Source organism: Variovorax sp. GW821-FHT09B01, from assembly GCF_059418345.1.
In genome coordinates, this window is record NZ_JBWKPQ010000002.1 from 216,403 (window position 1) to 231,067 (window position 14,665).

The 14,665-nt window shown below is 70.9% G+C and carries 12 protein-coding genes; 6 read left to right on the forward strand and 6 right to left on the reverse strand.

The genetic code is table 11. The features are described from left to right. Positions 1 to 10: 10 nt before the first annotated feature. From AC07RV_RS08170 to AC07RV_RS08180, 3 genes are read right to left on the reverse strand one after another with little or no spacing between them, the layout of a single operon-like run. Entirely contained in the window at positions 11 to 493 is a 483-nt protein-coding gene (locus AC07RV_RS08170) for a RidA family protein (RefSeq protein ID WP_296776680.1), read from the reverse strand. Then, complete coding sequence (locus AC07RV_RS08175; protein ID WP_444814127.1) at positions 486 to 1,355, reverse strand: PhzF family phenazine biosynthesis protein; 870 nt, start codon at positions 1,353 to 1,355, stop codon at positions 486 to 488. The genes AC07RV_RS08170 and AC07RV_RS08175 overlap by 8 nt, the downstream gene beginning before the upstream one ends. Before the next feature lie 3 nt (positions 1,356 to 1,358). Continuing rightward, positions 1,359 to 2,345 carry a Bug family tripartite tricarboxylate transporter substrate binding protein gene (locus AC07RV_RS08180; protein WP_296776676.1) on the reverse strand — a complete coding sequence of 329 codons (987 nt, stop codon included), beginning with the start codon at positions 2,343 to 2,345 and terminating at the stop codon, positions 1,359 to 1,361. Between the two features lie 132 nt (positions 2,346 to 2,477). Here AC07RV_RS08180 and AC07RV_RS08185 point away from each other — a divergent pair, with 132 nt between their 5' ends. Beyond that, positions 2,478 to 3,326, forward strand: coding sequence for a helix-turn-helix domain-containing protein (locus AC07RV_RS08185; protein ID WP_296776673.1), 849 nt, complete (start codon positions 2,478 to 2,480; stop codon positions 3,324 to 3,326). On the opposite strand, the gene AC07RV_RS08190 is transcribed toward AC07RV_RS08185, so the two are convergent. Beyond that, positions 3,323 to 4,522 carry a lanthionine synthetase C family protein gene (locus tag AC07RV_RS08190; RefSeq protein WP_296776671.1) on the reverse strand — a complete coding sequence of 400 codons (1,200 nt, stop codon included), beginning with the start codon at positions 4,520 to 4,522 and terminating at the stop codon, positions 3,323 to 3,325. The genes AC07RV_RS08185 and AC07RV_RS08190 overlap by 4 nt on opposite strands. A gap of 5 nt (positions 4,523 to 4,527) precedes the next feature. Beyond that, positions 4,528 to 5,442, reverse strand: a complete 915-nt coding sequence (locus tag AC07RV_RS08195; protein ID WP_208510854.1) for a LysR family transcriptional regulator — start codon at positions 5,440 to 5,442, stop codon at positions 4,528 to 4,530. A gap of 184 nt (positions 5,443 to 5,626) precedes the next feature. Here AC07RV_RS08195 and AC07RV_RS08200 point away from each other — a divergent pair, with 184 nt between their 5' ends. From AC07RV_RS08200 to AC07RV_RS08215, 4 genes are all read left to right on the forward strand, one after another. Then, on the forward strand, positions 5,627 to 6,511 hold the full coding sequence (locus AC07RV_RS08200; protein ID WP_093342323.1) for an alpha/beta hydrolase: 885 nt from the start codon (positions 5,627 to 5,629) through the stop codon (positions 6,509 to 6,511). Positions 6,512 to 6,730: 219 nt separating this feature from the next. Next, positions 6,731 to 7,987: an efflux RND transporter periplasmic adaptor subunit gene (locus tag AC07RV_RS08205; RefSeq protein ID WP_208510856.1), complete on the forward strand. Its 1,257-nt coding sequence runs from the start codon at positions 6,731 to 6,733 to the stop codon at positions 7,985 to 7,987. A gap of 193 nt (positions 7,988 to 8,180) precedes the next feature. Continuing rightward, positions 8,181 to 11,459, forward strand: a complete 3,279-nt coding sequence (locus tag AC07RV_RS08210) for an efflux RND transporter permease subunit (protein ID WP_296776665.1) — start codon at positions 8,181 to 8,183, stop codon at positions 11,457 to 11,459. Positions 11,460 to 11,493: 34 nt separating this feature from the next. Continuing rightward, positions 11,494 to 12,978 carry an efflux transporter outer membrane subunit gene (locus AC07RV_RS08215; RefSeq protein ID WP_296776661.1) on the forward strand — a complete coding sequence of 495 codons (1,485 nt, stop codon included), beginning with the start codon at positions 11,494 to 11,496 and terminating at the stop codon, positions 12,976 to 12,978. An 18-nt stretch (positions 12,979 to 12,996) separates the two neighbouring features. Here AC07RV_RS08215 and AC07RV_RS08220 read toward each other — a convergent pair whose 3' ends face one another. Continuing rightward, the gene (locus AC07RV_RS08220; RefSeq protein ID WP_208510915.1) at positions 12,997 to 13,542 is read right to left on the reverse strand and encodes a MarR family winged helix-turn-helix transcriptional regulator; all 546 of its coding nucleotides are present in this window, start codon (positions 13,540 to 13,542) and stop codon (positions 12,997 to 12,999) included. A gap of 141 nt (positions 13,543 to 13,683) precedes the next feature. Here AC07RV_RS08220 and AC07RV_RS08225 point away from each other — a divergent pair, with 141 nt between their 5' ends. Further along, positions 13,684 to 14,661, forward strand: a complete 978-nt coding sequence (locus AC07RV_RS08225; RefSeq protein ID WP_093342317.1) for a tripartite tricarboxylate transporter substrate-binding protein — start codon at positions 13,684 to 13,686, stop codon at positions 14,659 to 14,661. Positions 14,662 to 14,665 lie beyond the last annotated feature (4 nt).

A 14,665-nucleotide genomic window follows, 5' to 3' on the forward strand; every position in this document is an offset into this window, starting at 1 on the left:
GGCCCCGCCTTCAGTCCGCCGACCGCTCCTGCAGCACCAGCGAGATCTCGACCGCGCCCCCGCCCGGCGGCGAGGCCACGCCGACCGTGGTGCGCGCGGGCAGCGGCTGGTCGGGGAACACCTGGCGCAGCAGTTCGCTCGCGGCATTCATCACCCGCACATGCTGCGTGAAGCCGGGCCCGGTCTGCAGGTAGCCGGTGAGGGCGACGATCTTCTGCACGCGGTCGAGGCCGCCGAGCTCGGTGCGCGCGGCACGCAGCAGCGCGATGGCGGCGGCGACCGCGGCCCGTTCGCCGAGCGCGATGCCCGCGTCGCTGTCGTCGATAGTGCCCGCGATCACCGCGCCGTTCTCGCGCCCGACCACGCCGCTCGAATGCAGCAGCTCGCCGGCGCGCGCGAAGCTCGCATAGCGGCCCGCGGGGCGCGCGGCGGGCGAGGCATCGTGGCCCGCCTGGGCGGCGAGCGCCTCCAGGCGCCGGTCGGCATCAGTCATGCGGCACCTCGTCCATCGCCTGCGCGTCGCCGCGCAGCCAGCAGCCTTCGGCGGCATCGGCCTGCGCGGGCAGCCGCACCTGGATCGCCGAGGGCGAGCCCATGGCCTCGCCCTGGCGCACCGTGACCAGCGTGCCGTCGGCGCCGACCAGCGCCATCTCGCGCAGGCCCCAGGCCAGCGCGGCGGCGGCGATGCCGGTGGCCGCGTCCTCGGGATAGCCGGAGGAACGCGGGAACTGGCGCGCGCTGACCTCGGTGCCCTGCACGTCGGCGTTCGATGCGAAGGGATAGAGCCCGGTCGAGCCGAGCCGGTCGCACAGCGCCTCGACGCGCGCGAAGTCGGGCCGCAGGCCGTGCAGCAGTTCGGGGCTCTCGAGCCGCACCAGCGTCTTCACGCGGCTGGTGGCGGCGTTGAGCACGGGCGCGACGATCTGCACCAGGTCGATGCCCAGGCACTGCGCGATCTCGCGCACCAGGGCCGCGTCGACCACGGCGATGCTGGCGCTGGGCTGGCTGATCTCGACCGCGCCGTCGACGAAGCGGCCGTGCACCGTGCCGCTGAGCGTCTGCACCGCGATCGGTTCGCCGCTCCAGCGGCCGCGCTCGTGCAGCAGCCACAGCGCGCCGAGCGTGGCATGGCCGCACATCTCCATCTCGTGGCGCGGCACGAAGTAGCGCATGCGCAGGCGGTGCCGGGCGGCATCGTCGGGCGCGAGCACGAACACCGACTCGTGCCCGCTCTCGCGGGTGCGGGCCTGCATGTCCTCGGTGGACATCGCATCGGCATCGAGCCAGACCGGGGCCGGGTTGCCGCCGGCGCGGGTGCCGGGGCGGGCGAAGACGCGAACGAGCTGCATGGTCATGATTCAGTCCGCCTTCGCGTTGACGGAACGCGCGATGCCGCCCCACAGCGCGATGTCGGCGCGCACGCGCTGGCCGAACTGCTCGGGCGACCAGCTCGCGGGCGAGACGCCCTTGGCCATCATGTCGGCGCGCAGGTTGCGGTCCTGCAGCGCCTTGTCGAGCGCCGAGCGCAGCCGCTCCACCACCGGCCTGGGCGTGGCCGCGGGCGCCATCAGCCCGTACCAGAGCTCGGGCTTGAAGTCCTTGATGCCCGCGGCCTCGAAGCTCGGCAGCTCGGGAAACACCGCCGAGGGCTGGCTGATCGCGAGCGCGCGCATGCGGCCGGCGCGCACCTGGGGCGCGAGCGCGGTGGGGTTGTCGAACAGCGCCTGGATCTGGCCGGCCATCAGGTCGGTCTGCGCGGGCGCCGCGCCGCGGTAGGGAATGTGGGTCATCTCGATGCCGGTGCGCTGCTTGAACAGCTCGCCCGCGAGGTGGCTCGCGGTGCCGTTGCCGATGCTGCCGTAGTTGAGCGTGCCGGGCCTGGCCTTGGCGTCGCGGATGAAGTCGGCGAGGTTCTTCGCGGGCAGCGTGGGTGCCACCACCAGCACGAAGGGCGTGGTGCCCAGCGTGCCCACGGGCGCGAGATCGGCCAGCGGGTCGTAGGGCAGCTTGGGGTAGACGGCCTGGGCCGAGGCGATGGTCGTGGTGGTGGCGGCCACCAGCGTGTAGCCGTCGGGCGCGGCCTTGGAGGCATAGCCGGTGCCCACCGTGCCGCCGGCGCCCGCGCGGTTGTCGATGATCACCGGCACGCCGAGCTCGGCCTGCAGCCTGACCTGCACCGCGCGGAAGATCACGTCGGTGCCGCCGCCGGCCGGGAAGGGCACGACGATGGTGATCGGCTTGGCGGGATAGGTGTCGGCGGCGGCCGCGGCACCGCAGGCGGCGGCGAGCAGGGCGGCGGCGGCCATCAGGGCGAGGCGCCGTGGCGGGCGGAGGCTGGCGATCATGGAGGTCCTTGGCGGAACGGGTGGAGGGGAGGCCCTAGTCTTCCTGCCGACTCCCCTCCGCGTGCCTCCGCTCGCGACGTGCGCGCGCACGAATGCGACATCGGCCGCGCGATTGACCACACAATCGGCCCCATGCCGTCCCCAGCCGCCCCATCCGGACCGCGCATCTCCGCGTTCTCCGACCGCCTGGCCCACAAGGCGACGCCGGTGGCGAGCACGCTCGACGGCTACGCCACCACGCCGCATGCGCACGATTGCGACATGCTGTTCGTGCCGCTGGCGGGTCGCTTCGACGTGATCGATCCGCGCGGCGACGCGCTGCAATCCTCGCCCGGCCACTTCCTCTGGTTCGCGGCCGGCGCCGCCCATGCCACCAGCGCGATGACGCTGCGCCAGACGCACCTCGCGGTCTATGTCGACTCGGAGTTCTGGGACACAGCGCTGCGCGCGCACGGCATCGCGAAGCCGGCCCAGGGCCTGCGCGCGGGCAGCGGCGCGCTCAACCTGCTGTCGCACCGGTTGCTCGAGATGGCCGGCGCGCCCTCCGCACCCGAACCCTCGATGGCGCACGTGGCCCATTGCGGCGCGCTGGTGATGGAGGCGGCGCGGCTCATGGCCAACCCGCTGGTGCATCCCGACGGCCGCGGCACGCCCGGCGCGGTGATCGCCGCGCTGCTGGCCAGCGACATCGAGGCCGAGCTCGCGGCGGCGCTGCCGCTCGAGGCCTTCGCGGTGCGGCACCGGCTCTCGCGCCGGCAGGTCGAGCGGCTGTTCCGCGCGGCCTATGGGCTGTCGCCGCTCGAATTCCAGCAGCAGCGGCGCCTCGAGCGCGCGCGCCATCTGCTGCAGAGCACCGACGAATCGGTGCTGTCGGTGGCGCAGCAGGTCGGCTGGGCCTCGGGCGCCTATCTCACGCGCATGCTGGGCAAGGCCTGGGCGACGACGGCCGGCGAGCTGCGCGCGCGGCGGCCGCCGGCTTAGAAGAAACAGTCGAGGGTCGGGAAGCGGTCCGTGCCCTCGATGCAATCCCACAGGTAGATCGCGAAGCCGGGGTCGCCGGTCCACAGCGAATAGCGCAGGTGGCCGTGTTCCGCCAGCTCGGCCTCGGTCTGCGCGATGCCGTGCATGGCGAAGGCGCGCGCCCGGTCCAGCCAGGCGGCGTCGCCGAAGCGGCGGTACAGCTTGAGGAAGGCATAGCCGTTGCCGCCGGTGCCGTGGCACAGGTTCGAGCCCTTGTTCAGCGGGCCGGCCTGCCAGGTGGTCTCGCCGGCGGCGAGCAGCAGCTCGTCGAGCGTGTCGCCCGGAAAGTCCGCGAGGCAGATCACGAAGCCCGGCGCGCCATGGCACATCTGCACCAGCTTCGGCCGCGAGGCATCGGGCAGCGGGAACAGGCGCGGGCGCCAGTTCGCCTGCGCGCCCTCGCGGTCGGCGGTGCGCTGCACGGTGTTGGCGATGCAGTCGCGCCAGGCGTTCCATTCGGCGTCGTCGAGCAGGTGGCGGCCATGGATCAGCGGCACCGCGGTGGCGACGAAGCCGTGCACCGCGTCGATGTAGGTCGAGCGCTGGCCATAGAGCTGCTGGGTCCAGAAGTGGCAGCCGAAGTCCTCGGACCATTCGAGCTGCGACCACAGCCGCCGCGCGGTGTCGCGGTAGATATGAGCCCAGCGTTGCTCGCCGGTGCGCTCGTGCATGAACAGCGCCGCGAGCATGGTGCCGGGCGTGCCCCACATCAGTTCGAGGGTTGGGTCGTCGAGGTGGCCGCAGCACAGCCGAGCGAGTTCGTCGGCGATGGCGGCCGAGGGCTGGAGCCGGTGCTCGAGCAGCCGGATGCCGGTGTCGCCCATCAGGTAGGCCGCGAAGCCGGCGTCGGCGGGACGACCCATGGCCGCGCGGTTGGCGGCGATCAGGCCCGGCACGACCGGCGCGTAGTCGCGCGCCAGCCGCGCGGCGCCGCGGCCCTGCAGGTGGTGCAGTGCCCAGATCACGCCGCTGGCGCCCCAGTACAGCAGGTACTGCGGGTCGGGATTCGACGCATCGCTCGGATGCATGGGCCACAGCCCTTCGGGCGTGAAGCGCGCCTCGGTGTCGCGCACGATGCGCTCGATGGCTTCGCGCGCGCGGCCCTCGTCCCAGGCGTCGGCCCGCAGGGGCTCGTGGCGCTCGGGCGAGAACAGCATGGCGCTCAGCGCCGCTGCAACCGCGGCGTCTTCGCGAACAGCTCGGCGGCCCAGTCCACGAAGGCGCGGACCTTGGCGCTCAGGTGGCGGTTGGGCGGGTAGACCACGTGGATCGGCAGCGGGTCGCGGTGCCAGTCGGACAGCACCTCGATCAGTTCGCCGCTCTCGAGGTGCGGCTCGGCCATGAAGGTGATGCACTGCGAGATGCCGAAGCCGCCGAGCACGGCCGCCATGTGGGCGTTGCTCTCGTTGACCGACACCCGGTAGGGGCCGTTGAGCTCGATGTGCTCGTCGCCCTTCTTGAACTCGTGCGGGTAGACGCGCCGCGTGGTGCCCGAGAAGTAGCTCACCACGTGGTGCCGCTTCTCGATGTCGTTCGGATGCTGCGGCGCACCATAGCGCTTGATGTAGGCCGGCGAGGCCACGGTCACGAAGTGCAGGGTGCCGATGCGCCGCGCCACCAGCGACTGGTCGGCGAGGTCGCCGGCGCGGATCACGCAGTCGACGTTGTCGCTGATCAGGTCCACCGTGCGGTCGCTGACCCCGAGGTCGACCTGGATCTCGGGGTAGCGGTCGCAGAAGGTGGCCAGGGCCGGCAGGATCACCAGCCGCGCAACCGAGGTGCCGACGTCGATGCGCAGCCGGCCCGTGGGGCTGGACTGCGCATTCGTCATGCTGGCTTCCATGTCGTCGAAGTCGTTGAGCAGCCGCGCCGCCCGTTCGAAGTACGCGGCGCCGTCCGGCGTGACCGTCACCCGGCGGGTGGTACGGTTCAGCAACTTCACGCGCAGCCGCGATTCCAGGGCCTGGATCTGCTTGGTGACGGTGCCCTTGGGCAGGGCGAGCGAGTCCGCCGCGCGGGTGAAGGTGCCGGCTTCCACGACGCGGACGAAGATCCGCATGGCCTGGATCTGATCCATCGAATGCCTGTTCTTGAGACCCGGCCCTCGCCGGGGGGTGCGGATTCTCACACAAGGTCATAACCCTTTGGTGACCCGGTCCGATTGTTCGTAGTTTGGAAACAGAGTAGGGCTTGCATCCCTGTTTAACGCGACAGTCGGCGCCTTATATTTCAACCATCGCCCATTTCCCGAGGTCGTCCCCATGTCACCCCGTCCATCGTCCCGCTCCGCCGAAGCAGTCGCGCTCGCCGCGGTGCAAGGCGCGGAAGCCGATCTGTCGATCGAGCTGCCCGGCCGCGATCCGGTGGGCGCCCGTGTCTACGGCCAGCGCCCCAAGGGAGAAACCGTGCCGCTGGTGCTGCACTTCCATGGCGGCACCTTCATCTGCGGCGGGCTCGACAATGGCCGCAACGTGGCGCGCCTCCTGGCCGGCGCCGGCGCGGTGGTGGTCTCGCTCGACTACCCGCTGGCCCCCGAGTCGCCGTTTCCCGAGCCGATCGAGGTCGGCTACGCGGCGCTCGAGTGGCTCTACAAGCAGCGCGTCAAGCTCGGCGGCCGCGGCGCCCAGGTCTACCTGGCCGGCGAGGAAGCCGGCGGCAACCTGGCGGCGGCGGTGGCGCTGATCTCGCGCGACCGCGCCCATCCGCCGCTGGCGGGCCAGATCCTGCTGTCGCCGATGCTCGATCCCTGCGCCGGCACCGCGTCGCTGCGCAAGGCGACCAACGATTCGCCCGAATGCCGCTGGGCCACGGGCTGGGAGAAGTACCTGAGCTGCCCGTCGAACGCCACGCACCCCTATGCGGTGCCCAGCGGTTCGCTGCGCCTCTCGTCGCTGGCCCCGGCGCTGGTGCTGGTGGGCGAGGACGACGCGATGCGCGACGAGGCGCTGACCTTCGCGGGCCGGCTGCGCTCGGCCGGCATCGAGGTCACGAGCGCGGTGCTGAGCAACGCGGCCGAATGGCCCAAGGCGCTCTACGACGCCGAGTGCATGGGCTGCAAGGTCTGCGAGGCGACCGTGCAGCAGCACTTCCGCGAATTCTTTGCGGCGACCACACCGCCCCAAGGGGCGACACCGAAGCCCAGTTAGCCAGCGACGTCAGCCAGATAGCCAGCCGCTAGCGCGGTGAGGTCGGTCGCCAACGCGGCGACGGCCCCGCCGATACGGCCGAGCCACCGGGGGCACCCGGTGCGGCCGGCCTTTTTCCGAAATCTCCGTTTTTCTTGGTGCGAGGGCGCCAGGACGGACTGTTGCATCCCGAAAAGTCATCCGAGTCATTTGAGTCATCTGAGAGAAGGACGAATCACCATGTCGAACAACAAGCCAACGTTTTCCTCCGCGGCCCGCAAGGGCCTGTGGCCCGCCGTGACCGGCGTCACCGCCTTGCTGGCGGTGGCCGCCGCGGTGCTGGGCATGCACAGCTTCAAGGCCGAGGCCAACGCGCCGGCCGCGGGCGCGCCGCAAGCCATCCCGGTCTCGGTCGCCGCGGTGGCGCCGAGCGAGATCAACGCCTGGGACGAGTTCTCGGGCCGCCTCGAAGCGGTCGAACGCGTCGACGTGCGCTCCCGCGTCGCGGGTGCCGTGCAGTCGCTGCACTTCCGCGAAGGCGCGCTGGTCAAGCAGGGCGACCTGCTGGTGACCATCGATCCCGCGCCGTACGCGGCCGAGGTCGAGCGCGCCGAGGCGCAGGTGGCGTCGGCGCAGGCCCGCCAGTCCTTCAGCCGCAGCGAGCAGGAGCGCGCCAAGCGCCTGTGGGACGAGCAGGCGATCGCCCAGCGCGAATACGACGAGCGCGTGAACGCCGGCCGCGAAGCCGAAGCCAACCTGCGCGCGGCCCAGGCCTCGCTGCAGTCGGCACGCCTGAACCTGGGCTACACCCAGGTGCGGGCCCCGGTCTCGGGCCGCATCGGCAAGATCGAGGTCACGGTGGGCAACCTGGTGGCGGCCGGTCCCGGCGCCCCGGTGCTGACCACGCTGGTCTCGGTGAGCCCGATCTACGCGAGCTTCGATGCCGACGAGCAGGTGATCACGCGGGCCCTGAAGGACCTGCCGACCGGCTCCAGCGCCCGCGGCCAGATCGAATCGATCCCGGTGCAGATGGGCACGGCCGGCCTGGACGGCACGCCCTTCGTCGGCAAGCTGCAGCTGATCGACAACCAGGTCGACGCCCGCAGCGGCACGGTGCGCGTGCGCGCCTCCTTCGACAACAAGGATGGCGCCCTGATCCCCGGCCAGTTCGCCCGCATCCGCATGGGCCAGGCCCGCAACGACACCGCGCTGCTGGTCAGCGAACGCGCCATCGGCACCGACCAGAACAAGAAGTTCGTGATGGTCGTGGGCGAGGACAACAAGGCGGTCTACCGCGAAGTCGCGCTCGGCGCCTCGATCAACGGCCTGCGCGTCGTGAGCAAGGGCCTGAAGGCGGGCGACCGCGTGGTGGTCAACGGCCTGCAGCACATCCGCCCGGGTGCGCTGGTGGCGCCGCAGACCGTGACCATGGACGCCAAGGCCGACGGCAAGGCGCAACAACCGACGGAACAAGTGGCGCAGGCCGCGAAGTCCTGAACGACACCGGGCCCCGCGCGCCAGCCTGACCACAGGCCGGCGCGCCGGGAAACCCGGGACACCGACAACGGCGACAGCGGCACCGGCCGGCTCGCCAGCGTTACTCGAAGTTCCTTGATGGGAGCCACCTGGATGCCGCTCGTCTTTTTCGAAGCGGCGTGGATCGCGCTGTCCGCGCGATGGAGCCAACGAAATGAATCTCTCTAAATTCTTCATCGACCGGCCGATCTTTGCCGGCGTGCTGTCGCTCTTGATGCTGATAGCCGGCCTGATCGCGTTGCGCGGTCTGCCGATCTCCGAGTACCCGGAAGTCGCACCTCCCTCGGTGGTGGTGCGCGCCCAGTACCCGGGTGCCAACCCGAAGGTGATCGCCGAGACCGTGGCGACCCCGCTGGAGGAGCAGATCAACGGCGTCGAGGGCATGCTCTACATGGGCAGCCAGGCGACCACCGACGGCGTGCTGACACTCACCGTCACGTTCCGCCTCGGCACCGATCCCGACAAGGCACAGCAGCTGGTGCAGAACCGCGTCTCGCAAGCCGAGCCGCGCCTGCCCGAGGAAGTGCGCCGGCTCGGCATCACCACGGTGAAGAGCGCGCCCGACCTCACGATGGTGGTCCACCTCGTGTCGCCCAACGGCCGTTACGACATCAACTACCTGCGCAACTACGCGGTGCTGAACGTGAAGGACCCGCTGGCGCGCATCGAAGGCGTGGGCCAGGTCCAGATCTTCGGTGGCGGCGACTACTCGATGCGCGTCTGGCTCGACCCGCAGAAGGTGGCGCAGCGCGGCCTCTCGGCCTCCGACGTGGTGGCCGCGATCCGCGGCCAGAACGTGCAGGCCGCGGCCGGCGTGGTCGGCGCTTCGCCGGGCCTGTCGGGCGTGGACATGCAGCTCTCGATCAATGCGCAAGGGCGCCTGCAGAGCGAGGAAGAGTTCGGCGACATCATCGTCAAGAGCGGCACCGACGGCGCCGTCACGCGCCTTCGCGACATCGGCCGCCTCGAGATGGGCGCCGCCGACTACTCGCTGCGCTCGCTGCTGAACAACGACCCGGCCGTCGGCATGGGCGTGTTCCAGGCCCCGGGCTCGAACGCGCTCGACATCTCGGCGAACGTCCGCAAGACCATGGCCGAGCTCAACAAGAACATGCCGGAAGGCCTGGAATACCGCATCGCCTACGACCCGACGCAGTTCGTGCGCGCGTCCATCGAATCGGTGATCCACACGCTGCTCGAAGCCATCATGCTGGTGGTGCTGGTCGTGATCCTGTTCCTGCAGACCTGGCGCGCGTCGATCATTCCGCTGCTGGCCGTGCCGGTGTCGGTGATCGGTACCTTCGCCGTGCTGCACGTGCTCGGCTTCTCGATCAACGCGCTGAGCCTGTTCGGGCTGGTGCTGGCGATCGGCATCGTGGTGGACGACGCCATCGTGGTGGTGGAGAACGTCGAGCGCAACATCGAGGCGGGGCTCACGCCGCGCGAGGCGACCTACCGCGCGATGCGCGAGGTGTCCGGGCCCATCATCGCGATCGCGCTGGTGCTGGTGGCCGTGTTCGTGCCGCTGGCCTTCATCAGCGGCCTCACGGGCCAGTTCTACCGCCAGTTCGCCGTGACCATCGCGATCTCGACCGTGATCTCGGCGATCAACTCGCTGACCCTGTCGCCCGCGCTCGCCGCCTTGCTGCTGCGCGGCCATGACCAGCCCAAGGACGCGCTGACGCGCGGCATGGACCGGGCCTTCGGCTGGCTGTTCCGCGGCTTCAACCGGTTCTTCCATCGCGGCTCCGAGGCCTACAGCGGCGGCGTCAAGCGCGTGATCTCGCGCAAGACGCTGATGCTGGTGATCTACCTCGCGCTGGTCGGCGTGACCTTCGGCCTGTTCAAGGCCGTGCCCAGCGGCTTCGTGCCGGCGCAGGACAAGCAGTACCTGATCGGTTTCGCGCAGCTGCCCGACGGCGCCACGCTCGACCGCACCGACGAAGTGATCCAGCGCATGGGCGAGATCATGAAGAAGAACCCGAACGTGGAAGACGCCATCGCCTTCCCGGGCCTGTCGATCAACGGCTTCACCAACAGCTCGAACTCGGGCATCGTGTTCGCCACGCTCAAGCCCTTCGACCAGCGCAAGCGCGCCGACCAGAGCGGCGGCGCGGTGGCGGGCCAGCTCAACGGCGCCTTCTCGAGCATCCAGGACGCGTTCATCGTGATGTTCCCGCCGCCGCCGGTGGCGGGCCTGGGCACCACGGGCGGCTTCAAGCTGCAGATCGAGGACCGCGCCTCGGTCGGCTACGACCAGATGGACGTGGCGGTCAAGGCCTTCATGGCCAAGGCCTATGCCGCGCCCGAGCTCACGGGCATGTTCACGAGCTGGCAGGTCAACGTGCCGCAGCTGTACGCCGACATCGACCGCACCAAGGCGCGCCAGCTCGGCGTGCCGGTGACGGACATCTTCGACACGATGCAGATCTACCTCGGTAGCCTGTACGCCAACGACTTCAACAAGTTCGGCCGCACGTACTCCGTGCGCGTCCAGGCCGATGCGCCTTACCGCGCCCGTGCCGAAGACGTGGGCCTGCTGAAGGTGCGCTCGACCTCGGGCGAGATGGTGCCGCTGGCCGCGCTGATGAAGGTCAACTCGACCTTCGGTCCGGAACGCGCCATGCGCTACAACGGCTACCTGGCGGCCGACATCAACGGCGGCCCGGCCCCCGGCTATTCGTCGGGCCAGGCGCAGGACGCGATCACCAAGATCGCGGCCGAGACGCTGCCCAAGGGCGTGAGCTTCGAGTGGACCGAGCTGACCTACCAGGAAATCCTGGCCGGCAACTCCGCCTTCCTGGTGTTCCCGCTGGCGATCCTGCTGGTGTTCCTGGTGCTGGCCGCTCAATACGAGAGCCTGACGCTGCCGATCGCGATCATCCTGATCGTGCCGATGGGCATCATGGCCGCGATGGCGGGCGTGTGGATCTCGGGAGGCGACAACAACGTCTTCACGCAGATCGGGCTGATCGTGCTGGTGGGGCTCAGTGCGAAGAACGCGATCCTGATCGTGGAGTTCGCACGCGAGCTCGAGTTCGCGGGACGCACGCCGATCCAGGCCGCGATCGAAGCCAGCCGGCTGCGTTTGCGCCCGATCCTGATGACCTCGCTGGCCTTCGTCATGGGCGTGCTGCCCCTGGTGCTGTCGACCGGCGCGGGCTCGGAGATGCGCAAGGCGATGGGCGTGGCGGTGTTCGCCGGGATGATCGGCGTGACGGCCTTCGGCCTGTTCCTGACGCCGGTGTTCTACGTGCTGATGCGCCGCATCGCGGGCAACCGGCCGTTGAAGCTGCACGGCGAGGTGCCGCATGGCGAGGACTTCGTGTCGGCCGACCATCCGGCCTCGGGCGGCTCGCACGGCGGATCGGGCGGTGGCCACGGTGGCGGCCTGCATCCGGTGCCGGCCTCGCCGCGGACCTCGCATGAATGACGAACGAACCACAGAACAAGAAGGAAGCTCGATCATGAACTTCAAGCTCTCATCCCTCTCGGCGCCGCTGCGCGCGGCCGTGCTGCCCCTGGTGGCGGCCCTGGCCCTGGCCGGCTGCGCGAGCGTGCCCTCGGGCCTGCCCGAGACCCCCTCGGCGGCCCAGTTCAAGGAGCAGGGCGCCACGCCGCCCGCCGGCTGGACCCGCGCCGTGCCCTCCGAGGGCGCCGCGCGCGGCCCCTGGTGGCAGGCTTTCAACGACCCGGTCCTCGACGAGCTGATCGCCAAGGCCGACGTCAACAACAACAACATCCAGGGCGCGGCGGCGCGGCTGGCCGAGGCGCGCGCCATCGCGCGCAGCGTCAACGCCGACCGGCTGCCGCAGGTGGGCCTGAGCGCCGGCGCCAACCGCGGTGCCGGCCTCGACAAGGCCACGGCCAGCACCTCGCCGGCCACCATGACCAATGCCGGTGCCACCTTCTCGTACGAGCTCGACCTGTTCGGCCGCCTCTCGCGCGCCAGCGACGCGGCACGGCTCGACGCGGCCGGCCGCGAGGCGCTGCTGCAGAGCACGCGGCTGGCGGTGCAGGCCGAGGTGGCGCAGACCTATCTCACGCTGCGCGCCCTCGATGCCGAGCGCGTGCTGGTGCGCGAGCAGGTCGAGGCCTACCGCGACACGCTGCGCCTGTCGCAGCGCCGCCAGCAGGCCGGCGACATCGCCGAGCTCGACGTGGCGCGCGTGCAGACCGAGGTCTCGTCGACCGAGTCGGATGCGCTGGCGATCGATCGCCAGCGGGCCCAGGTCGAGCATGCGCTCGCGGTGCTGGTGGGCGATTCGGCCTCGAGCTTCGGCGTGCGGCCGGCCGACTGGACCACCGCGCTGCCCGCGATCCCGCCCGGCGTGCCGGCCACGGTGCTGACGCGCCGGCCCGATGTGTCGGCCGCGCAGAACGCGGTGTTCGCGGCCCAGTCGCGCGTGGGCGTGGCGCAGGCCGCGTGGTTCCCGGACATCTCGCTGACCGGCGCGGCCGGCTATGCCTCGCCCGAGGTCGGCGACCTGTTCAAGTGGTCGGCCCGCTCGTGGGGCGTGGGCGCGCTGCTGTCGCTGCCGATCTTCGACGGCGGCCGCCGCGAGGCCGGGCTGCAGAGCGCCAACGCGCAGCTCGACGGCGCGCTGGCCAGCTACCGCAACCAGGTGCTGGTGGCCTTCCAGGAGGTCGAGGACCAGCTGTCGTCGATCCGCATCCTGCAGGAGCAGTCGGGCGTGCAGGCCACGGCCGTGGCCTCGGCCGCGCGCGCGACCAGCCTGTCGGACACGCGCTACCGCAACGGCTACATCAGCCAGCTCGACCTGCTCGACGCGCGCCGCAGCGAACTGCGCAACCGGCGCCAGGCGCTGCAGGTGAAGTCGGCGCAGTACCAGGCGGCCGTGGGGCTGATCCGCGCGATCGGCGGCGGCTGGGAAGTGCCGGGCGCGGTGGCCTCCTCGGGCGGCGGCAGCCCGCGCGGTCCGAAGAGCTGAGCGCTCTTCGCGTCGTCCTTACGCGCCCCGCTTCGGCCAGCGGTGGCGCGTGCCGCCCGAACGGCGGTCGGCCTTCTCGGGCACCATGCCCTGGGCGCTGAGCGCGCCGCCGCGCTGCTCGAGCCGCTGCAGGCACTGCAGCAGGATCTCGATGTGCGCGGGTTCCATGCCCTCGAGCAGGCCGGTGTTGAGGTCGGCGATGCGCGGGAACAGCTCGTCGTAGAGCTGCCGGCCCGCGGGGCTCAGCCGCACATGCACCTCGCGCCGGTCCTCGGCGTCGCGGCGCCGTTCCACCAGCTGTTTCTCGACCAGGCTGCGCAGCCCGCGCGAGGTGCGCACGCGGTCCAGGTTCAATTGCTCCGACAGTGCCGAGGGCGTGATCTCGCCGGTCTGCGCGAGCGTGCCGATCATTCCCCATTCGCGGCGCGTGATGCCGAAGCCGCCCTCGACCAGCCGCGTGGCCATGCCGGCACCGGCGCGCGCCGCGCGCGAGAGCCGGTAGAGCAGCAGGTCGTCGAGGGAGCGGGGCGCGAGCAGCGCGGCCGCGTCGGGAAAGGCTTGCAGGGAAGAAGAACTCACGGAGGGCGCGGGATGTGGCGGCGCCGCCGCGGCGCCCGATGATGGATTAGATCAACTATTTGTTACCTGCATATAAACAGCGTAACAAAAGCCGGCCACCAGCCGCCGGCGTGAGGAGATCCCCCCGTGCCCTTTTTTCCCTCCCGGCGACGACTCGCCGCCTGCTGCCTCGCGCTCGCGATCGGCGGTGTCCTGGCGCCCGCGCAGGCGCAGAACCTCGAGAGCCCGCTCACGCTGGTCGTCGGCTATGCGCCCGGCGGCAGCACCGACCGCATCGCGCGGCTGATCGCCGAGCGGCTCGGCCCCAAGCTCGGCGTGGCGGTCACGGTCGAGAACCGCGCGGGCGAGGGCGGCCGGCTCGCGGCCAAGCAGCTGCGGCGCGCACCCGCGACCGAGAACGTGCTGATGCTCGGCAACCCGGCCGTGATGGTGGTGGCGCCGCTGGTGTTCAAGGACGCGGGCTACGACCCCGACAAGGACTTCGTGCCCGTCACCCAGGTCAGCAGCTACGACTTCGCGCTGGCCGTGGGGCAGAAGCTGCAGCTCGACCGCGCCATGTTCCTCGTGGGCCGGCTCTGGGCCCATCCCGAGGAGGCGATCTTCGGCGTGCCGGCCACCGGCAGCCTGCCGCACTTCTTTGGCCTGATGGTCGGCGATGCGCTGAGCGTGCAGCCGCAGATCAAGGGCTATGGCGGCTCGGCGCCGCTGGCCGCCGACCTGACCGGCGGCTCGCTGCCGATCGCCATCGACACGCTGGACTCGCTCTATGCGCAGCACGTGGCCGGCAAGATCCGCATCCTGGCCGTGTCGGGCAAGAAGCGCGCGAGCTTCGCGCCCTCGCTGCCGACCTTCCGCGAGGCCGGCATGAAGATCGATGCCGACGGCTGGAACACCTTCTTCGCGCCGAGCAGCATGCCGCCGGCCAAGGTGCAGCTGCTGGCCGCGAAGATCCGCGAGGTGATGCAGGACCCGGGGCTGCAGAAGGCGGCCGATGCGCTCTACATCACGCCGGTGGTCAGCAGCAATGCCGAGACGGTGCAGATGCTCAAGGCCTACCGGCAGCAGTGGGAGCCGGTGGTGCGGCGCTCGGGCTTCGCGCCTTGAGTGT